This window comes from Vreelandella sp. DA03-1M (assembly GCF_055725665.1).
In genome coordinates, this window is the sequence record NZ_CM146798.1 from 2,539,747 (window position 1) to 2,559,365 (window position 19,619).

Here is a 19,619-nt window from a genome sequence, read left to right on the forward strand (position 1 = left end):
GCTGCCTTATCAATTACTTAATGTCATTCATTATCGATTATTTCAGCGGGCATTGGCTAAGTTTACCGGCATCTAGATGCCAATGGTATTTGATCCCCGGCAATAGATTTAGCGAACTCACTTGATGAACAAAGAAGATAGCCGTTCGGTTAATCAGCCATTTATCCAGAGAGGCCGCAATGTGCTTAGCTGTCGCTGAATCAACACCAGCAAACGGCTCGTCTAGAATAACGACTTGAGGGTTACCTAGCATCAGGCGCGCTAGAGCTAAACGCCTGCCTTGACCACCTGAGAGCTGATGACCTTTCTCCCCCACCGCTGTCGCCAAACCTTTTGGCAACTGCTCAACCCAACTGTCCATCGCTACCGCCCTCAAAACCTCCCAAAGCATGACATCGCTAGCGGTAGGGTTAGCAATGCGCAAATTTTCAACTATAGAAGCATCAAAAAGGTCTACTTGCTGGGTGAGCATGGCAAAGTGATGAGCGCGGCTTTCGGTCGAAAGTTGCAGCGATGGCACCTGGCCAACCATCACCTCTCCCTGAGTCGCTTTTAAGCGCCCCATCAACAGGCTGGCTAAAGACGATTTACCAGCTCCAGAGTTGCCGGTAATCACCGCTCGCTTTCCGGCGGGCAGGTGAAACTCAACCTTACTTAACGCGGGCTCTAATGTCTGGGCATAGCGCAGGGTGAGCTGATTCGCCTGAATATCTAGGCCGCGCCCTTCTGGCAGAGTAGCAGAGGTCTTACTTGCCGTTGGAACATCGGCTAATTCATTTAAACGCTGAACCGCAGCATAACTCGCGCCCAGCTTTTGAAAGCTGGCAGGTAACGTCATAAACGCCTCATTCGCCCCAAGAGCTATTAATGCAACCATCACCAAAATAGGTCCCGCCACCAATTGCTGGCTGAACACAAGGCTAGCAAACCACACGACTGCGACTACCAAGACGCCACTACCCACACTTACTAAGCAATTTAATAGCGCTGTCTTGCGCCCTAACTGGCGCAAGTTGCTAAACGCCCGCTGCTCTTGACTGGCGATAATTGTACGGTGCCAATCGGCCGTTTGGTAGCTCGTCAACTCAGCCGAGGCCTGCACTTGGTCAACCACTAAACGGCGTAGCGACTGCTGATCAACCACCTGCTGATAGCTTTGCGAAAATCCCCAAACAGCAGCCAAAAGTGTTGCCACTAGCCAAAGCACACCTAGTGTCAGCGCCATCAGAACAGCAACACCGGGCAACCAGATAGCCACAAAAAGCGAAACGGCCACCACACCCAAAAGCGCAACTGACGGTGGCACCAAGAGCCGGAGATAAAAGTTATCCAGTGTGTCGATATCCGCCGTTAACCGGCTTAGCCAGTCACTGGCACGCTCACCGTGCAAGCGGGCATCGTCGAAGTAGGTTAAATAGCCAAATACCCGATACCGCAAGTCAGCCAGTAGCGTTAACACCGTATTATGGTTGTACAGCCGCTCAACATAACGGGCGATGGTACGCGCCAAGGCGAAAAAACGAATGCCACCGCCGGGAACATAAACATCCAGTCGCGCTGGAAGGCCTAAGGATAGCGCGATCCCTGTCAACGCGCTGGCAGTAATAAACCAACCCGACAGACCCAGCAGCGCCAGTCCTGCCATCAGGGTGATCCATACTAGCAAAGCGCCTAACAAGAAGCGCTTTCGCCTCCGAACTAGAAGCAGCAACCAAGGGCGGAATTCACGGTAAATCCCCATCATGAGACCACCTCTACCAGCTCGCCCTGCTCAAAAGCAAAGTGACGATGGGCAACGGCGATGACGGAAGAGTGGTGAGTAGCGATCACCAGCGTGCGCCCCTCTTGCGTAAGCTCAAGTAAAGCAGCCATAACGAACTGCTCTGTCTCTTGATCTAAACTCGCCGTGGGTTCATCTAACAGCACTAGCGGAGCATTACTGAGATAAACGCGGGCAAGTGCCAAACGCTGAGCCTGACCACCCGACAGTCCAACTCCACGCTCACCAATTAATGTATCTAGGCCTTCGGGCAGTTGGATTAAAAGAGCCCCAAAACCTGCGCGCTGAAGCGCTGCAACCATTTCTTCACGAGAAGCATCAGGAGCCGCTAAGCGGAGATTATCAATCAAGCTTCCGTGCAGGAGACAAGGCTGCTGATCCAGCCAGGCATAATGGCTATTCACCTGTCGCCTGTACTCTCCCGCACTGGGGTCGATAAAGTCCGCCAGCAGCGCCAACAGTGTCGACTTTCCGCTACCGGAGATACCGCTAATCGCCACCACCTCACCCTTTTGTATAGTGAGATTGATCGGGCCTATTACTTGCCCTCGGCTGGGATAAGCAACGCAGGCAGCCGTTAATTCGATGGCTGATCTTTCCGACAGCGGAGGCAAATGACGATGACCGCTCACCAAGCTTGGCTGATTAAGTATATTCACGACACTTTCGGCAGCACCGAGTGCCGCCGCGCGATCATGGTAGTGCTGAGAAAGCGTACGAAGAGGCTGGAAAAACTCGGGAGCGAGCAGTAGCACCGCTAAGCCAGAAAAAAGCGTCAGTGACGGAGATGGCCCGTACTCGATATAGCCCAACAGGCCAAAACCGACATACATGGCCACCACTGCAATCGCGACTGAAGAAAAGAACTCGAGGACGGCAGAAGAGAGAAAAGCCAAACGCAAAGTACGCATACTCAGACGCCGATATTCGTCGGTGGCATACCAAACATCCTGATGCGCGGCGGAGGTACGTCCAAATAACTGCAACGTCGTCATACCACGCACCCGATCAATAAAATGCGCAGACAATCGCGATACCGCAACGAATTGATCACGGTTAAGGCGTTCCGCCCCCATCCCGACCAACGCCATAAAAAGCGGAATAAGCGGTGCAGAAAGTAGCAGGAAAAACGCCACCAAGTAATCGAGCCAGCCTGCCACCGCCAAGATCAACAGTGGCAAACAGAACGTGATACGCAGCTGAGGGTAAAAGCGCGCGAAATAGCCCTCTAGCGTATCGATGTGTTCAACCACTTGACTGGCTAATGAACCACTATGCTGACTGGTAAGCCAAACGGGACCTAATGCAGATAATTTATCGAGCAACTGGGCTCTGGCACGCTGACGTATTCGTAGGCTCGCTTCCAAGCTCAGTGTTTCATGCCCCCACTGAAAGGCCGCACGCAAAAGCACACAGCCCACCAGCAGGGAAAATATCGGCAGTAAAGACGTTGGCGACTGGTCGTGAATTACCAACTGATCAATAAGCCAGGCAAGACCCACTACTACCACAACCGTTTGACTACCGGCCAGCACACCGCAAAGAGCAGAGCCCAGCAGGCGTTTGCGCTCTCCCCTAGCCAGCGTTTTCAGCCAGCTACGCGGCGTAAGAGAGAACGCCTCATCAGTTGTTACCATGCGCTTAGTGGTATCCCTCGCCTACACGCACCTTGCCGCGGAACACCCAATATGTCCAAGAGGTGTACGCGAGGATGATGGGGATGACGAAGAGCATGCCAATCAATAAAAAAAGTTGCGATTCTGGGGCTGAAGCTGCATCCCACAATGTATAGTTCGGGGGCACAATGACCGGCCACTTACTGACAATCAAGCCTAAATAGGTAAACAAATAAATACCAATGGTAGCGATAAAAGGAATACCTTCATCCCGACGCTTAACCGAACGATAAACCATAAACGCCGATAGCAATGCCAGCGCAGGGAATATCCAGATCAATTGCAGATTGCCAAACCAGCGGTCCCACACCATCGGATTTACGAACGGCGTCCAAATACTGATAATCGCGAAAACCCCTAACACAAGCGCCAATAGCATAGGGGTAATTTTATAGGCCCAGTCTTGAATATGGCCTTCTGATTTAAGTATCAGCCAAGTAGCTCCAAGTAGCGCGTAGCCTGCCATTAAGCCAAGGCCGGTTAATACAGAAAAAGGTGTCAGCCAATCAAATGCCCCGCCCACATAGGCGAAATTCTCAACTGGGAAACCTTGAATATAAGCACCTACCACTGCACCTTGCGCAAAGGCAGCGATCGCCGACCCCCAGCAAAATGCGCGATTCCACCAGTGCCGATTACGCCGGGACTTAAAGCGAAGCTCGAAAGCAACACCTCGGAAGATCAACCCAGCCAACATCAAGAAAACACCAATGTATAAAGCTGGCAAAAACACCGAGTAAACCAGCGGAAATGCGCCTAACAACCCTGCACCACTGAGCACCAGCCACGTTTCATTACCGTCCCATATCGGCGCCACCGTATTCATCATTACATCCCGAGCATCTTCATCCGGTGCAAAGGGATAAAGAATCCCTAGACCCAAATCAAACCCATCCATGAGCACGTACATCATAATGCCGAAGCCGATGATAAAGGCCCAGATCAACGTCAAATCAAACATTTCCATGTTTAGCTCCTCACCGGTTCAACGTCGTCATCATAAGGGGTATGGGCAGCCGACATAGGCCGCATCGGACGCTTAAAATGATTATCAGTCGTAGCGTCCTGCTCCTCAGGTAACATGCCGTTGCGCACGACCCGAGTGAGGTAATACACCCCTGTATAAAACACTACGCCGTAGACTAAGACATAACCAATCAAAGTGAATAACGCCATTGGACCCGTCAATGAAGGTGTCAGCCCTTCTTCATGGGTCATCATGCCGTAAACCAACCACGGAGACCGACCTGATTCAGTGACAATCCAACCCGCCAATACAGCGACAAAAGGCATCGCAATCATGCCGGTGAGTGTCTTTAAAAACAGTGGCTGTTCATAAATACGCCCCTTGCGGCGCAGGATCAGTCCTGCGAACGCTACCGCTATCATCAACAGACCAATCCCCACCATTACACGGAATGCCCAAAACACAATAATGACAGGCGGCTGCTCTTCCGGTGGCGCTTCACTGATGCCAGGAATCTCACCGTCGGGTGAGTGAGTAAGAATAAGGCTTGCTAGATTAGGAATACCAAACGCAAAGTGATTGGTCTGGGCCTCCTGATCAGGAATGGCAAAAAGAAGCAATGGCACATTGGTAGCTGTCTCCCAATGGCCTTCCATCGCTGCAACCTTCGTGGGCTGGTGCTCCAAGGTATTCAAACCGTGAAAATCGCCAATAACCGCTTGTGTGGGGGCTAAAAAAAGCAACAACCAAAGGCACATCGAAAGTGCTCGGCGGTTTGCCTCTGGATCGCGATCACGTAACAAGAACCATGCGCTAACCCCCGCCACCACAAAGCCGCCGGTTAAGAAAGAGGCAACGGCCATATGCAAGAAACGGTAAGGGAATGACGGGTTAAAGATCGCCTCGCGCCAAGAAGTAACATGGAAGCGAAAGTCGATCAGCTCAACGCCTGCTGGTGTATGCAACCAACTGTTGGCAGATAAAATCCAAAAAGCGGAAATGAACGTCCCAATCGCCACCATAATAGAGGCAAAAAGATGCACCCCTTGAGGCACCTTACCTCGACCAAACAAGAGCACGCCTAAGAAAGCGGCTTCCAAGAAGAAAGCTGTCACCACCTCATAGCTCAACATGGGACCGAGGAAGTTAGAAGAAGCTAGGGAAAAATTGCTCCAGTTAGTCCCAAACTGAAACGACATCACTATACCTGAGACGACTCCCATCCCAAAGACAACGGCAAACACCTTTGTCCAGAAAAGCGAGAGCCGATCCCAAGCTGGATTGTTGGTCTTGAAGAATAGGCCATGAAGCAGCGCAATGTAGGAGGCCAGACCAATAGTAAACACCGGGAAGATCGCGTGAAACGACACAACGAATGCAAATTGCAATCGCGATAATACGAGCGGATCAAGTTCCATTTCACTCTCCTAAGGCCTGAATCGATATTCCATCAACGAGTTAACACAAGCTTAGTTGCGCCTTAATGACAGCGCACTTTTAGTTATAAGCACTAAGCTTATTTCTTAACTATGTTAATTTTTTAAACATATTATATATTAAGTCACCATCATACATTGACAACCTAACACCCAAGATGGGTCGCATTGACGCACCAAGCACCATAGCGCTGCGCTATTAGGAACATACGTCTAACGAGACATAATAACGACGCTTACCATATAGCCGGTGTACGCGACAAAAAGCGCCAGCAATATCCCACCTTCCAAACGATTAATGCGCCGTGGGCGACCACGCCAAGAAAACGCAAATAGAATCATCAGCAGTGTCATACCCGTCATCACGCTCCAGTCGCGCACCAATACTTCCCGACCTGCTTCAATGGGCGCGATAACCCCCGCTAGGCCAACGACCGCCAAGCTATTAAACAGGTTAGAACCGACCACGTTGCCCAATACCATGTCGTGTTCTTTCCGGCGCAGAGCGCTAATAGAAGAAGCGAGTTCCGGCAGCGAGGTACCAATAGCGACGACGGTTAGCCCAATAATCAAATCACTTACACCGAAGCGAACTGCAATTTCAACCGCCCCCCACACCAATAGACGTGAACTAGCGATCAAAAACAGCAGCCCTACCAGGGTCCACATAATGGATTTACCCCGGGACATCGGTTTGCTATCCAGGGTCTCAGCTACTTCAGATACGATTGCGTCGTCAGGCTGACTACGTGAGCGAATAATACTAACAACGATAAAAGCCACTAATGCCAGTAAAAGACAGACAGCTTCCCAGCGTGCTACAAAACCGTCCAGCAGCATCAAGCCAGTCACCAGCATGACTAGCATAAGTATTGGCATTTCTTTACGGATAACGCTGGAATGAACGGCTAATGGCGAAATAAGCGCTATTAGCCCCAGTATTAAGCCAATATTAGCAATATTAGAGCCGTATGCATTACCTACCGCCAGCCCTGGGTTACCATCTATTGCCGCCAGCACCGATACCATCATTTCTGGGGCCGAGGTACCAAAACCGATGACAAGCATCCCAATCAACAGCGGCGAAAGCCCAAGCCAACGCGATGTGGCTGCAGCGCCATCAATAAACTTTTCAGCACTCCAAACCAATAATATCAAACCAAACACAACCGCTAATGTGGGAAGCAGCATTTCATTTCCTTCATGGCATAATGAACGGCACTAATTTCAACGTTTTGTAGCTTAGCGCCCCCTCATAGCGAGGGCGCCAAGATGATTTTACTAGCAACGCTAACCATCACGTTGCGACCTCTTGCTGAGGAGCTATCCTGGCAGAGAAGCAACCGGCAGTGCTGTTCATCCGCCGCCACTCGCCATTGCGCCGCAGCATCGTTGTCTAAACTGATGCCATGGTCAAGCGGCTTGGCTATGTTTTTGAACATTATTTCAGTGACATAAACTTGCTAAAATGTGTAATTAACAGCTTAATTCGCCACATCCTAGTAGTTTAGCTAGGTATTCGCACTGAGAGTTTTGGTTTTTGCCTCCACAACGATTGATAAAGCGCCGCGCACTACCGGTTAACACCCCCCTTGTTGACCTCATGCCGCCTGAGACTCGAACTCAGCGAAGGCGTTTGCGCGCCTGTCATGAATGTGACTGGGTATCCGCACTACCACCACTCAGCTCTGGTGAAAGAGCAAGCTGCCCAAGGTGCTCGCATGTATTAGTCAAACGCCATCGCTACCCTGCTCAGCGCAGCATGGCGCTCGCCATCGCATCTCTCATTGCACTAATGGTGGCCGTCTCATTTCCTTTTATTAGTTTTACCGTTAGCGGGGTTAGCAACCGCATTGAGTTAACCCAAACCGCCACTGCCCTGATTGGCTTTCATCAACCGCTCGTCGCAATCGCCATCATCATGACCATAGTGGTATTGCCAGCGGTATACCTGCTTGGCGTGCTTTGGCTCCAGTTTGGCCTCTTGCGGGATCACCCTCTGCCTTTTAGCCGCGATATAGCCCGCTCATTAGCGCATTTAACGCCATGGATGATGGCCGACGTATTTATTATTGGCGCCCTGGTAAGCCTGATCAAAATAGCGGGCCTAGCCGATGTTGAGCTAGGTATATCCTTTTGGGGTTTTTGCGTGTTTGCACTGCTACTACTGATGACCACTCAATCTATCGACGCAGATTGGATGTGGTTCTCGCTAGAGGGAGAACCCCTGGCCCCCGACGGCACTCAAACTGGAATCCCTGCCGCTGGCCAAGGGCTAACTGGCTGCCCCACCTGCGGGCTTATTAATCGTCTATCGCCACAGGGCCGAGGACATTGTATTCGCTGCCATGAAAAGCTTCACCAGCGGTTACCGCATAGCTTACAGCGCACATGGGCACTGCTGGGCGCCTCCGCGATTATGTACATTCCTGCTAATGTTTACCCTATTATGACCACCACAAGCTTGGGCAACTCTTCACCATCAACCATCATAGGCGGTGTCGTTCAACTGATACAGATGGGCTCCTGGCCAATTGCAGCCGTCATTTTCATAGCCAGCGTTATCGTACCAGTCGGCAAATTAGTTGCCTTAACCTGGCTTTGCCTAGTCGTTAGACGCAGCAGCGTCTTGAATGCCCAAAGCCGTACTCGGCTTTATCGCTTAACGGAATTTATCGGCCGCTGGTCGATGGTCGATGTTTTTGTGGTCGCTATTTTGGTGGCGCTGATCCGCGCAGGATCATTAATGTCAATTACACCAGGTCCAGCTGCACTCGCCTTCGGCTCTGTGGTTGTGTTAACCATGTTGGCGGCGATGACATTTGATCCACGCTTAATATGGGATACATCACCTCCCCATAGAAACTCTCTTCGCCACTTTCTTCTTCGCCGTAAAGCGGCCACCAAGGAACCTGTTGATGGCTAATGAAACAACTCCGCCTACTTCCAACCAGGCTAATGCTGACTCCGCCAGCGAACAGGATTTAAATAAGGCCAAGACATCGCGTCAAACGCGCCTTTCTCCTATTTGGGTAGTGCCTATCGTCGCCATTGCGATTGGCTTATGGCTGGTATATGACAACTACTCCAGTCGGGGCACCCAAGTCACGCTTACCATGGATAATGCAGAGGGCATCGAAGCGGGCAATACACTGATCCGCAGTCGCAATGTTGAAATTGGTCGTGTACAGAGTGTGCGTCTATCCGATGATCTCTCTCATGCAGTATTAACCGCACGCATCCAGCCGGAAGTCGAGGATATGCTGCGCGAAGATAGTCGCTTCTGGGTGGTTAAACCGCGCATTGGGCGTGAAGGGATTAGTGGCTTGGGTACCGTACTATCCGGCGCTTACATTCAGCTTGAGCCCGGCACTGAAGAAGCACCTAGACGCGAGTTTCCTGTCAGCGATATCCCTCCCGTCGCCCCGGCCGGGCAGGCAGGCCTGCGACTAAGCCTAACCAGCCAACTGGGAAACTCCCTTCGCGTCGGCGACCCGGTTTCCTATCAGGGCTACACCGTGGGGCGCATTGAAGAAAATAGCTTTGAACCTGATTCACGCACTATGCAGCATCAGGTATTTATTGAAGAGCCGTATACCGACTTAGTGACCGACAGCACACGTTTTTGGACCTCTAGTGGTATTGATTTTCGTTTAGGTGCTGATGGTGTACGCGTTAACGTCGAATCCATTGAAGCCTTACTCGGCGGCGGCGTTACGTTTGGCGTACCTGAAGACCTACCTATGGGGCAGCCAGTCGAAGCCAATACGCGCTTCACCCTTTATGCTGATGAAGATGCGGCACGAGAAGGCACCTTTAATCGTTACTTAGAGTATGTACTGCTGGTAGATGAAACGGTTCGCGGTCTTTCAAAAGGAGCCCCTGTAGAGTTTCGCGGGGTGCGAATGGGCACTGTTGCCGCCGTGCCCTGGAACTTTACCGCTCCTCAGCCTGACTCGCGCGCGCGCTTTGCAATTCCTGTCTTGATACGGATTGAGCCGCAGCGCCTGGGTATTGAAAATAGCGATATTAATCTAGAAGAGTGGCAAGCTCGTTTCGAGCGCATGTTTGGTCTGGGGCTTCGCGCGTCACTCAAAAGTGGCAATCTGCTGACAGGCGCACTGTTTGTCGACTTAAACTTCCAACGAGACCCTGCCGACGAGTATGTCGCTGAACGATTCTCTGAGCGCGACGTATTCCCTACGGTGGCGGGCGGGTTTGCGCAGATTCAAGCACAAGTGACCGATTTGCTTGAGAAACTGAACAGCCTTGAGGTTGAGCCGTTACTTGCTGGCTTGGATCGTAATTTGCAGGCCTCTGAGGGTGTTCTTAATGAAGTACGTGAAGTAAGCGCTTCTCTCAATCAGCTGCTGAATGATCCGGAGACCCAGGCGATTGGTGGCAACCTAAACGGGACTCTTGAGGAACTACGTAGCACGCTGGAAGGGCTGTCTCCGTCATCGTCCGCTTACCAAGAGCTCACCACTGCCATCGAACGACTGGATCGCTTAATGCGTGACTTGCAGCCACTTACCCGCACGCTTAACGACAATCCCAGGGCTCTGCTGTTTGATAACCTGGATGCCCAAGACCCCATTCCGCGCGCGCCACGTGATTAAGGAGCCCTCCATGCTTATAGGGACGAGTATGACGAACTGGATCAAGTGTTTACTGCTACTAATGATCTGCGCACTGGTAACCGCTTGCGCCAGCAGTGTTACTCCCCCTGCGCGCTATATGCTACCGAGCGACACTGTGAGCAGTACCACTAACCAGCCAGAGGGTACACTCGTACTGAGTAGCCCTCGACTTGCGCATTATCTTGACGTTGACGGCATAGTGATGCAGTTAGACGATATTACGCTGAACGCGGCACGTGAGCATCAGTGGGCGGAAGGGTTGGATAGGCAGTTAGAACGCCGCATGCGCGCCAATTTATCGCAAGCGATGCCCACGCTCAGGGTGATGCGCGCAGAGGGCGAACCCGCTAACGCATTGACCCTGCGCCTTACTGTTGATCAATTCCAAGGCCGTTTTGATGGTGTCGCCGTCGCGAGTGGCCAATGGCAATTAGTCAACAGTGCTGGCGAACTGTTGGTAATGGAGAATTTCTACTCGGAGACACCGCTTGAAACAGATGGCTACCCAGCGCTCGTGCGCGCTCTGAGCGAAAGCTGGGATCAAGCCGCCGAGCTTATCGCCAATGAAATACGCCAAGGCAATTATTTTAATTAATTCAAGGCTTACTAACCACGGTTTGCTGAACTACGCTAAATATCAGCCTTCTCAGGAATGTTCTCATGATAGTTGAAACGAACAACACTGCTGAATTGCCCGCTGAACAACTGCGCGAGGCGGTCAATGCGTTAATGCAGACAGTGACCTCCCTGCTGGAGGGAGAGGCGACACTCGCAACCCTTGAAACAGCATTGCATAGTCACGACGCTCTACTCGATCAGTTAGCCATTCACTCGCTCGACGCGTCAACGCTAGCCGCTAGCCGCGCTTGAGCGTATTGAGCAATTTATTACGCTGCACGCGGGAAATTACTATCAAACCACCTGCGCCGAGCTCGATAACAAACAAAAAAATCGTTTTATTTCTCTTTTTGCACGACGACTACTCGCCCTTGATGGGTTGGGACCGGCGACGGCACAACAACTATTTCAGCTAGGCGTATTCACACCCGAGCAATTTTTTGGGTTAACACCTGGCGAGCTTGCCCAGCTGCAATTACCGCCCGCGACATTAGCTCGGTTGATCCCTCTTCATGCCCAGCATTCACCACTGACACAAGAGAGCTAAACAGGCTGGCATTGTATATTCGTGTTACACTGCTCGGCTAATTACTGATACGTAAGTTTTCTGATGTGCCCGTGCACATCAGTCTCAGCATTTCTTAGCGCTGTAATCTTCACGTCTCCTTTCACGGTCATCCACGGCTAACTAACGACCATCGCGGCATGTTGAGATATCTGGCACACTTCGCTGCCGCGAAGGTCAATCAACCTCGCTTTTTGAACATTACATCTAGTGACAATAACCACTTACCGGTATTAACTCACTAGGTGATTGCGGAGAACGCATGAGCTTTTCTGAACTTGGCCTGCACGCCGATTTATTACGCGCTGTCACAGCGCAAGGTTACACTGAGCCTACCCCGATACAACGACAGGCTATTCCCGTTGTACTTGAAGGCCGCGACATGCTGGCCAGCGCCCAAACCGGCACTGGTAAAACCGCTGGTTTTACGCTGCCAATGCTGCAACGCTTAAACACCGGCAAACGACCTGGGAAACGTCAGGTACGTGCACTGGTGCTAACCCCTACCCGTGAGCTTGCCGCTCAGGTAGGCGAAAGCGTGTCGACCTATGGCCAGCATCTGGCACTACGCTCCCACATTATTTTTGGTGGCGTCGGCCAACAGCCTCAAATCGATGCACTAAAAGCCGGTTTGGATGTACTGGTTGCCACCCCAGGCCGCTTGCTGGATCTTCACCAGCAAGGGCATGTGGATCTCTCCTGTGTAGAGATTTTAGTGCTTGATGAAGCCGACCGCATGCTGGATATGGGCTTCATTCATGACATTAAGCGCTTGCTGCGTCTGGTCCCCAAAAAGCGCCAAAATCTGCTGTTCTCGGCGACGTTCTCTAATGAGATCCAGACCCTGGCACAACAGCTGCTGGATAATCCGGCGATGATTGAAGTAGCGCCGCGTAATGCTACTGCCGATAAAATTGAGCAGGCGATTTACCGTGTTGATCGCGAGAAGAAACGTGAGTTGCTGGCCCACTTGATTCAGCAAAACGGCTGGTTCCAGGTGCTGGTATTTACGCGCACCAAACATGGCGCTAACCGCCTTGCAGAGCAGCTCTCCAAGCAGGACATCCCTTCCATGGCGATCCATGGCAATAAAAGCCAGGGAGCTCGCACTCGCGCGCTAACGGCATTTAAGAGCGGTGACCTGCAGGTACTCGTGGCCACCGATATCGCTGCTCGTGGACTGGATATCAATGAGTTGCCCCACGTCGTCAATTTTGACCTACCCAACGTGGCGGAAGATTATGTCCACCGCATTGGCCGCACCGGTCGTGCTGGCAGCAATGGCGAAGCCGTTTCATTGGTGTGTGTCGATGAAGATGCCTTGCTAGGCAATATTGAGCGGCTAATCAAGCAGAAGCTAACAAAGCACATTGAACCTGGCTTTGAGCCCGACCCCAGTATCAAACCTGAGCCCATCGAAAATGGCCGACGCAATCAACGTCAGCCTCGCGCTAAACGCAAACCCGAAGGCCAGAGTGCCAATACCGGTGGCGAGCGTAAACGTCGCGCGCGGCGCTAGCTCAGAGTGCAGGAATATGCGAAGGTGTCGTTTTTGCATATTCCAAGCCGCTGTTTCCAGCAGCTATTTTAGCCAATACTTTTCACGGAGTGATTATGGCGTCTTCTCAACTGATGGCCGAGTACCGCCAATGGCTGACGTTTCAACGTCAAGAGCAGCTCAGCCGCGAACATCAAGGGATCGTACAGCGCTTAGAGGACGCCCGGGCGTCGGCTAATCAGGTGGTACAGGCCTATCGCAGCATGGCTGAAAAAGCGTCGGTTGAAGGCGCCTGCTACCGCACGATTTTCTTACGCCAACGGGATGACAACCACGCACTTCCCTGCGAAGGCTGGCTATTTGTGCGCCGTGTGCTTAGCGAAGGCAATAGCACTCGTGTACGCGTTACCTTGCTTGAAACCTTTACCCTTGAAGATGGCATCTTGGCGCCAGGCGATAAACCTGCTCGCAAGCTTACTTTAGAAATATTTGACCAGTTGAATATGGATAAAGGCATGCGCACAAACGTCAGGGTCGACTGTCTGGACACTCCCCAGGACTACCACTTCATTACGCTACTCGATGCCGTTCGCGGAGACTTGCGTCCCCACCTTAAGTAAATACTCGTATGGCAACGCGTCGCTCGATTACGTTTATTTTGCTGATGGTTGTGGTGGGGCTTAATTTACGCCCCGCCATGTCTTCGGTTGCCCCATTGCTTACTCGCCTGCAAGAAAGCGCGGGGCTTTCCGCTACTGCTGCGGGGCTACTCACCACGCTCCCAGTACTGTTTTTAGGCCTCTCCGCCCCACTTGCCCCTGCCCTGGCTAAACGCATAGGCAGCGAACGGGCGCTGAGTGCGGCACTGACACTGCTGGCTGCTGGGTTGATTTTGCGTGGTTTACCCCTCCCCGGTGGGCTCTTTATCGGCTCAGCAATGGCAGGCTGTGCGATCGGCATTGGCGGCACCCTGCTACCGGCCCTGGTTAAGCGTGAACTCCCCGACAGCGCAGACCTGCTCACCGGCTTATACACCATGGCGCTCTGCTTAGGTGGCGCGTTAGGAGCCGGGTTTAGCGTCCCATTAACGCAACTGCTCGGCAGTTGGCAGGCGAGCTTGATGAGCTGGTCATTGCTGGCGCTATTCGCGCTGGTGCTGTGGCACTTCCAAATGCCCCGCACCACAATGACAAGCACGCCTACAGCGCGCAAAAGCGGTATTTTACGGCTTCTTAAACAACCGCTCACCTGGCACGTTATGCTGTTCATGGGCATTCAATCATCCATGGCGTACATCGTATTTGGCTGGCTGCCTACACTGCTGGTTGATCGCGGTTATAACGAGGCCGATGCGGGCTGGACCATGGCGATTTCTATTATGTGCCAGCTTGCCTCGGCACTGAGCGCCCCCTGGCTTGCACGTATGGGACGTGATCAGCGCCCCGCGCTATTGATTGTGCTGCTTAGCACCGCCCTTGGTCTGTGGATGCTGCTGATCGCGCCACTAATATGGAAATGGCCAGGCGCTGCACTACTGGGTATCGGCCAGGGCGGCAGCTTTAGCCTGGCGCTAAGCCTGTTAGTCTTACGCACAGCCAACTCGCGCCTTGCCGGTCAGCTTTCTGGGCTCGTTCAGGGCGGGGGTTATACATTGGCAGCACTAGGGCCTTTTGGTGTGGGGATTATGCTGCAATCGGGCGCCAACACATCACAGATAGCTTGGCTGTTAATCGCACTGATCACGGTTTGCTGTGGCTTCGCGCTACTGGCGGGCCGCAATCAGCGATTGGATGACCAGAGCGGCGAACTTTTGATACAGCGTGTAACGCCCACTTTCTGATTAACAGTTTTCGCATAAAGCCCCAGGAGATGGCGATGCCCCCCTACTCCCCTCTAGCCGACAGTGTTCCCACCCAAGAGCGCATTTTAGTTATTTACACGGGCGGCACCATCGGTATGCAACAGCATGCAGAAGGACTTGCGCCTGGCGGCGACTTTACAACTCGCATGGCGACGGCTCTTAACCAGTTACCACTTGCCCAACAGCAATTACTTCCACCTTACCAGGTCATCAGCTACGCCACGCTGATTGACTCAAGTGCGGCTACTCCGCTCACTTGGCAACAGCTCGCCCGTGATATTAACGACCAGTTAACGGCCTACGCCGGTTTCGTGATTATTCACGGCACCGATACACTCAGCTGGACCGCCGCTAGCCTTGCCTATCAACTTCAGGGCTTAGATCGACCAGTGGTCGTCACGGGCTCAATGTCGCCCTTGGAATCGCCCGGCAGCGATGCCTTGGACAATTTGCACGGCGCGCTGCAGTTTGCTGCTAAGCCTGAACTCCAAGAGGTGGCTATTTACTTTGCAGGGCAATTACTGCGGGGCGTCCGCGCCATCAAGCAGCATAGCGAAGCAGCCAACGCCTTTGCCAGCCCCAACTACCCACTGCTCGGCGAGCGCGTAGGCGACGATTTTGTTTATTACCCCAGCCGCGGGCTTGGCCTGCAACAGCGTGGCGCACCGCGTTTCGAGCTCCCCGACTACCGACTGGTCAATCAGGGAGAGATCGTTCGCATCGCTCTTTGGCCGGGCATATCAGCTTGGCAGTTGGACGCCTGGTTGAGCGATTCGCGGGTTAAAGGGGCGTTACTTCAGCTTTGGGGCGCTGGCAACCTCCCTGGCGACCCCAGTGTGCTGGACGTTCTCGCCAGGGTCAGGGGGGAAGGCAAGCTGCTCGCCGCCATTAGCCAGTGCCCACAGGGCAGTGTCCACCTGGGTGCTTACGCAGCTGGGCATGGGCTGAGCAATGCAGGTGTACTCGCAGGCGATGATATGACGCCAGAGGCGGCTTTCACCAAGCTGGCTCACTTACTGGCCCAGCCACTCGCGTTAGAAGACCGGCAACAGCTCTTTTTGACGTCGCTAGTCGGTGAACGCTAGCAAATCAAAGCGGTTGAATAGTGGCGTAGGCTGAGAATCCAGCTATGTTATAAGAAGACTTTTAACCGCTTGAAGGAGCAACAAATTATGGAAAAACCGGTACACCATTTCAGCGAGCTATTCGAGCAATTGGGACTGGCATCTGACGCAGATTCAATCGAGCGCTTTATCCAACGCAACGCCCCGCTCCCAGAAACGATGCCGTTGGCTGAAGCCCCCTGCTGGAACGAGGGTCAGGCAGAATTTCTAAAAGAAGCGGTAGAGGAAGATGCGGATTGGGCAGAGGTCGTCGACCACCTTGATGCCTCGATGCATAAAACTCAATAACTCATCGGTTTGATCAACACCACGCCGCCTAGTGCGGCGCTATCGATTTAACCGTGCCTCAACGCGTTCGAGAATCTGACGGCTGACTTTACTGACTAGCGGCTTGGCCGCTTTGTTAACGGCTTTCTCCATTAAGCGGTTGCGAATTTCATAGCTTAGCGTCAACGCCACTTCGGTACCTTCTGGCACTTCGCGAAGGCGATAGCGGCCCTGATTCTTGACGCCATTCAGCGACTCCCAGGCAAGCACATTGGGTGGCTGAATCTCAGTAACCATGACATCAAACGCCCAGTCCATACCCACAGCGCGTACGTGCCAGCGATAACGATTTTCGCCCAAGGTCTCTATTGACCGAATCAGATCCGAGTAATCGGCAAAATCCTCGACGCGGCGCAATAGATCAAAGACGCGTTCCGGCGGAGCGTTAATGATTTCACTATGTTCAATCGTTGCCATTGGTTCGCCTCTAACAACATGGATGGTTAGCGTAGCATGTTGATATTAATGCTGCCCACCTACGCATTTTTTACCTCAATCAGTTACATCGATAGACGCTAGAACTGGTCAGATTAACGGCTATTGCGTAAACTGCCGCCCTTCCGGACCGGACCCCGGAACGCCGCGCCAGCAAATTGCTGCTCGCGATCAATAAATTCTCCGACAACGAGTGTTTTCTCATGTCATCAATACCCCCTGTGGCCGCTGATAGCGCCACGACAGTCGTTATCTACTCCGGTGGAATGGACTCTTTTACCGTACTTCACCGCGCGCTGCGCGAAGGGCTTACCGTCCACGCCCTCTCGTTTGACTATGGCCAGCGGCATGCTCGTGAACTCGACACTGCTCGTCAGGTATGCACCACGCTTGGCGTGCCCCACCAGGTGGTCGATATTCGCGCTATCCACGGGCTGATTAACAATTCAGCGTTGACCAACCCAGACCAAGCGATGCCCCACGGCGACTACGCCGCGGACACTTTACGCGCTACGGTGGTGCCTAATCGCAATATGATTTTACTCTCTTTGGCGATTGCCAAAGCGGTCAATATTGGCGCAGAGCGAGTCGATTACGGTGCCCATGGCGGCGATCACATATTGTACCCAGACTGCCGTCCCGAGTTCGTTGAGGCAATGAACCATGTCGCAGGCATTGCCAACTTCGAGCCCGTCACGCTCCACGCGCCATACCTCTCCTCAAGCAAGGCCGAGATTTTGCGTGAGGGCTTGGCCATGGGCTTGAACTACCGCCACACCTGGACATGCTACGAAGGCCGTGAATTAGCCTGCGGCGTTTGCGGTAGCTGCCGCGAACGACTAGCCGCCTTTGCCGCTAACGGGGTGACAGACCCACTGCCATATACCTCAGACACCGCAGGACAACGCTGATGTATCAAGTTAAAGAAGCGTTTTATACCCTGCAGGGGGAAGGCGCCCAGGCTGGTAGAGCAAGTGTTTTTTGTCGTTTTAGCGGTTGCAACCTGTGGTCGGGCCGCGAAGTGGATCGTGCAACGGCTAAATGCACGTTTTGCGATACCGATTTTATTGGCACGAACGGTATCAACGGTGGCAAGTTTGCCACCGCCGAAGCCCTTGCCGAACACATCGCAGCCCTTTGGCCTACCCAAAGCGGTGGTGACAAGCCCAAAGCAACTCCCTATGTCGTGTTTACCGGTGGTGAGCCTTTGCTGCAGCTTGACGCGGCGTTGATTGCCACGCTACACCGCCATGGGTTTGAGGTGGCCGTCGAAACCAACGGCACGCTGGCGCCACCCCCTGGCATTGATTGGCTGTGCGTTAGCCCCAAGGGCAACAATCCCTTGGTCGTTACCCATGGCGACGAATTAAAGCTCGTTTACCCCCAGGCTGATGCGCCCCCGGAGCAGTTTTCAAGCTTGGATTTTCACCACTTTTTTTTACAGCCGATGGATCTTGCTCCCCTACACCAGGACAAGACGACCGTTGCTGAGACGACCGCTTACTGTATGGCTAATCCACAGTGGCGTCTTTCGCTGCAAATGCATAAATTAGCAGGTTTTGATTAATGGCTTTATTCGTTCAACAACTGACCCATATCGATGTCTCGCTTTGGTGCGCCAAGCGCGGCTTGGTCGGCTGTAGCTGGCAGGTAGACGCGGTGCTGGAAGGCGAGCTGGGTGAAGACGGCATGCTTTTCGATTTTGGTGAAGTGAAGCCGTGGATCAAACGCACTCTGGACAGCGGGCTAGACCATACCCTGCTGGTCCCCACCGAGGCACCAGGCATCAGTGTCTCCGAATGCCCTGAAGGATTATGCGTTCGCACCACGACGCCCTACCCGATGGAAGTACGCGGGCCGAAAGAGGCATTCACCCTGCTTCCCTGGCAAGCCATTACGCTTGAAATGGTCGCCGAGCATTTAAGTCACCAACTGACCGAGCAGCGTCCTGAAAATGTTGACCGGGTTTCCCTGACACTGAGCGATGAACCCAACGACGGTGCCGCATACGGCTACAGCCACGGCCTGAAACGACACGCAGGAAATTGCCAGCGCATTGCCCACGGCCACCGTTCACGACTGTATATCTGGCAGCAGGCGGCGCGCCAAACCCTGCTTGAGCAACAGTGGGCGGCACGGCTGGATAATCGTTACCTTCTTGAGGAGGCAGATATCGCGGCTCGCAATAGTGAAACGCTTACCTGCCGCTACCGAGCCGCCCAGGGAGATTTTTCCATTACCCTGCCACAGTCGCTGTGTACCGTGCTGCCCGGTCCGACCACGGTAGAAAATATTGCGGCCTGGCTGGCACAGGAAGTCGCCACACAGAGCGGTCAAGCCACACGCATTCAGGCATTCGAGGGTATCAACAAGGGCGCGATTGCTATGTTTTCACCAAGTGCTGCGCAATGAGCGAGGAATGTCGTGCGGGGTGTGGTGCCTGCTGCATTGCGCCTTCGATTAGCTCTGCTATTCCCGGCATGCCAGAAGGCAAGCCGGCAGGGGTACGTTGTGTTCAGCTAGATGAGCACAACCTGTGTCGTCTATTTGGTGACCCGAGCCGCCCAAAGGTTTGCGAACGTTTTAACTTTGATGCCAGCGTGTGTGGCGAGCACCGAGAAGAGGCGCTCGCCACGCTGACCTGGCTAGAAGAAGACACACGTTAGAAAGTGCAATTTCTGCCCCTCTGCCA

At 53.0% G+C, this 19,619-nt stretch carries 19 protein-coding genes; 13 read left to right on the plus strand and 6 right to left on the minus strand.

Annotated elements, in window-relative coordinates; translation table 11 throughout:
* Positions 1-37: 37 nt before the first annotated feature.
* From cydC to ACXUPB_RS11875, 5 genes are all read right to left on the minus strand, one after another.
* Complete coding sequence (gene cydC / locus ACXUPB_RS11855; RefSeq protein ID WP_472952560.1) at positions 38-1,744, minus strand: thiol reductant ABC exporter subunit CydC; 1,707 nt, start codon at positions 1,742-1,744, stop codon at positions 38-40.
* Positions 1,741-3,417 (minus strand): thiol reductant ABC exporter subunit CydD, encoded by a 1,677-nt coding sequence (gene cydD / locus ACXUPB_RS11860; RefSeq protein WP_472952562.1) that lies wholly within the window; start codon positions 3,415-3,417, stop codon positions 1,741-1,743. The genes cydC and cydD overlap by 4 nt, the downstream gene beginning before the upstream one ends.
* Positions 3,418-3,421: 4 nt before the next feature.
* Entirely contained in the window at positions 3,422-4,423 is a 1,002-nt protein-coding gene (gene cydB / locus ACXUPB_RS11865) for a cytochrome d ubiquinol oxidase subunit II (protein WP_335596321.1), read from the minus strand.
* A gap of 2 nt (positions 4,424-4,425) precedes the next feature.
* A complete protein-coding gene (locus ACXUPB_RS11870; protein WP_472952564.1) occupies positions 4,426-5,841 on the minus strand; it encodes a cytochrome ubiquinol oxidase subunit I in 1,416 nt (471 codons plus the stop codon).
* 231 nt (positions 5,842-6,072) lie between these two features.
* Positions 6,073-7,050: a calcium/sodium antiporter gene (locus ACXUPB_RS11875; protein WP_035557573.1), complete on the minus strand. Its 978-nt coding sequence runs from the start codon at positions 7,048-7,050 to the stop codon at positions 6,073-6,075.
* 412 nt (positions 7,051-7,462) lie between these two features.
* Here ACXUPB_RS11875 and ACXUPB_RS11880 point away from each other — a divergent pair, with 412 nt between their 5' ends.
* The 9 genes from ACXUPB_RS11880 (at position 7,463) to ACXUPB_RS11920 (ending at position 16,453) form a co-directional block, all read left to right on the plus strand.
* On the plus strand, positions 7,463-8,785 hold the full coding sequence (locus ACXUPB_RS11880; RefSeq protein ID WP_082072575.1) for a paraquat-inducible protein A: 1,323 nt from the start codon (positions 7,463-7,465) through the stop codon (positions 8,783-8,785).
* Positions 8,778-10,478, plus strand: coding sequence for an intermembrane transport protein PqiB (gene pqiB, locus ACXUPB_RS11885; RefSeq protein ID WP_035557567.1), 1,701 nt, complete (start codon positions 8,778-8,780; stop codon positions 10,476-10,478). Before ACXUPB_RS11880 ends, pqiB begins: the two co-directional genes overlap by 8 nt.
* A 10-nt stretch (positions 10,479-10,488) precedes the next feature.
* Positions 10,489-11,094: a PqiC family protein gene (locus ACXUPB_RS11890; protein ID WP_235272544.1), complete on the plus strand. Its 606-nt coding sequence runs from the start codon at positions 10,489-10,491 to the stop codon at positions 11,092-11,094.
* A 65-nt stretch (positions 11,095-11,159) separates the two neighbouring features.
* A complete protein-coding gene (locus ACXUPB_RS11895) occupies positions 11,160-11,369 on the plus strand; it encodes a hypothetical protein (protein ID WP_472952566.1) in 210 nt (69 codons plus the stop codon).
* 575 nt (positions 11,370-11,944) lie between these two features.
* Positions 11,945-13,201 (plus strand): DEAD/DEAH box helicase, encoded by a 1,257-nt coding sequence (locus ACXUPB_RS11900; RefSeq protein WP_035557561.1) that lies wholly within the window; start codon positions 11,945-11,947, stop codon positions 13,199-13,201.
* Positions 13,202-13,296: 95 nt separating this feature from the next.
* Complete coding sequence (locus ACXUPB_RS11905) at positions 13,297-13,800, plus strand: hypothetical protein (RefSeq protein ID WP_035557558.1); 504 nt, start codon at positions 13,297-13,299, stop codon at positions 13,798-13,800.
* Positions 13,801-13,808: 8 nt separating this feature from the next.
* The gene (locus ACXUPB_RS11910; protein WP_035557555.1) at positions 13,809-15,020 is read left to right on the plus strand and encodes an MFS transporter; all 1,212 of its coding nucleotides are present in this window, start codon (positions 13,809-13,811) and stop codon (positions 15,018-15,020) included.
* A 29-nt stretch (positions 15,021-15,049) separates the two neighbouring features.
* The gene (locus ACXUPB_RS11915; RefSeq protein ID WP_035557552.1) at positions 15,050-16,126 is read left to right on the plus strand and encodes an asparaginase; all 1,077 of its coding nucleotides are present in this window, start codon (positions 15,050-15,052) and stop codon (positions 16,124-16,126) included.
* Between the two features lie 87 nt (positions 16,127-16,213).
* Positions 16,214-16,453, plus strand: a complete 240-nt coding sequence (locus ACXUPB_RS11920; RefSeq protein ID WP_035557549.1) for a DUF2789 domain-containing protein — start codon at positions 16,214-16,216, stop codon at positions 16,451-16,453.
* A 39-nt stretch (positions 16,454-16,492) separates the two neighbouring features.
* Here ACXUPB_RS11920 and ACXUPB_RS11925 read toward each other — a convergent pair whose 3' ends face one another.
* Positions 16,493-16,909 (minus strand): SRPBCC family protein, encoded by a 417-nt coding sequence (locus ACXUPB_RS11925; protein WP_035557546.1) that lies wholly within the window; start codon positions 16,907-16,909, stop codon positions 16,493-16,495.
* A gap of 221 nt (positions 16,910-17,130) precedes the next feature.
* On the opposite strand from ACXUPB_RS11925, the gene queC reads away from it, so the two are divergent.
* The 4 genes from queC to ACXUPB_RS11945 are packed head-to-tail and all read left to right on the plus strand — an operon-like array spanning position 17,131 to position 19,593.
* Positions 17,131-17,838 (plus strand): 7-cyano-7-deazaguanine synthase QueC, encoded by a 708-nt coding sequence (gene queC, locus ACXUPB_RS11930; protein WP_035557543.1) that lies wholly within the window; start codon positions 17,131-17,133, stop codon positions 17,836-17,838.
* Positions 17,838-18,494, plus strand: coding sequence for a 7-carboxy-7-deazaguanine synthase (gene queE / locus ACXUPB_RS11935; protein WP_035557540.1), 657 nt, complete (start codon positions 17,838-17,840; stop codon positions 18,492-18,494). The genes queC and queE overlap by 1 nt, the downstream gene beginning before the upstream one ends.
* Positions 18,494-19,339 (plus strand): 6-carboxytetrahydropterin synthase, encoded by an 846-nt coding sequence (locus ACXUPB_RS11940; protein WP_335596315.1) that lies wholly within the window; start codon positions 18,494-18,496, stop codon positions 19,337-19,339. Before queE ends, ACXUPB_RS11940 begins: the two co-directional genes overlap by 1 nt.
* On the plus strand, positions 19,336-19,593 hold the full coding sequence (locus tag ACXUPB_RS11945) for a YkgJ family cysteine cluster protein (RefSeq protein ID WP_035557534.1): 258 nt from the start codon (positions 19,336-19,338) through the stop codon (positions 19,591-19,593). The genes ACXUPB_RS11940 and ACXUPB_RS11945 overlap by 4 nt, the downstream gene beginning before the upstream one ends.
* Positions 19,594-19,619: the final 26 nt, after the last annotated feature.

What these genes read in the sequence shown, in the direction of transcription:
- cydC (WP_472952560.1), bottom strand. Translation starts at nt 1,744, where the DNA reads ATGATGGGGATTTACCGTGAATTCCGCCCTTGGTTGCTGCTTCTAGTT.
- cydD (WP_472952562.1), bottom strand. Translation starts at nt 3,417, where the DNA reads ATGGTAACAACTGATGAGGCGTTCTCTCTTACGCCGCGTAGCTGGCTG.
- cydB (WP_335596321.1), bottom strand. Translation starts at nt 4,423, where the DNA reads ATGGAAATGTTTGATTTGACGTTGATCTGGGCCTTTATCATCGGCTTC.
- ACXUPB_RS11870 (WP_472952564.1), bottom strand. Translation starts at nt 5,841, where the DNA reads ATGGAACTTGATCCGCTCGTATTATCGCGATTGCAATTTGCATTCGTT.
- ACXUPB_RS11875 (WP_035557573.1), bottom strand. Translation starts at nt 7,050, where the DNA reads ATGCTGCTTCCCACATTAGCGGTTGTGTTTGGTTTGATATTATTGGTT.
- ACXUPB_RS11880 (WP_082072575.1), top strand. Translation starts at nt 7,463, where the DNA reads ATGCCGCCTGAGACTCGAACTCAGCGAAGGCGTTTGCGCGCCTGTCAT.
- pqiB (WP_035557567.1), top strand. Translation starts at nt 8,778, where the DNA reads ATGGCTAATGAAACAACTCCGCCTACTTCCAACCAGGCTAATGCTGAC.
- ACXUPB_RS11890 (WP_235272544.1), top strand. Translation starts at nt 10,489, where the DNA reads ATGCTTATAGGGACGAGTATGACGAACTGGATCAAGTGTTTACTGCTA.
- ACXUPB_RS11895 (WP_472952566.1), top strand. Translation starts at nt 11,160, where the DNA reads ATGATAGTTGAAACGAACAACACTGCTGAATTGCCCGCTGAACAACTG.
- ACXUPB_RS11900 (WP_035557561.1), top strand. Translation starts at nt 11,945, where the DNA reads ATGAGCTTTTCTGAACTTGGCCTGCACGCCGATTTATTACGCGCTGTC.
- ACXUPB_RS11905 (WP_035557558.1), top strand. Translation starts at nt 13,297, where the DNA reads ATGGCGTCTTCTCAACTGATGGCCGAGTACCGCCAATGGCTGACGTTT.
- ACXUPB_RS11910 (WP_035557555.1), top strand. Translation starts at nt 13,809, where the DNA reads ATGGCAACGCGTCGCTCGATTACGTTTATTTTGCTGATGGTTGTGGTG.
- ACXUPB_RS11915 (WP_035557552.1), top strand. Translation starts at nt 15,050, where the DNA reads ATGGCGATGCCCCCCTACTCCCCTCTAGCCGACAGTGTTCCCACCCAA.
- ACXUPB_RS11920 (WP_035557549.1), top strand. Translation starts at nt 16,214, where the DNA reads ATGGAAAAACCGGTACACCATTTCAGCGAGCTATTCGAGCAATTGGGA.
- ACXUPB_RS11925 (WP_035557546.1), bottom strand. Translation starts at nt 16,909, where the DNA reads ATGGCAACGATTGAACATAGTGAAATCATTAACGCTCCGCCGGAACGC.
- queC (WP_035557543.1), top strand. Translation starts at nt 17,131, where the DNA reads ATGTCATCAATACCCCCTGTGGCCGCTGATAGCGCCACGACAGTCGTT.
- queE (WP_035557540.1), top strand. Translation starts at nt 17,838, where the DNA reads ATGTATCAAGTTAAAGAAGCGTTTTATACCCTGCAGGGGGAAGGCGCC.
- ACXUPB_RS11940 (WP_335596315.1), top strand. Translation starts at nt 18,494, where the DNA reads ATGGCTTTATTCGTTCAACAACTGACCCATATCGATGTCTCGCTTTGG.
- ACXUPB_RS11945 (WP_035557534.1), top strand. Translation starts at nt 19,336, where the DNA reads ATGAGCGAGGAATGTCGTGCGGGGTGTGGTGCCTGCTGCATTGCGCCT.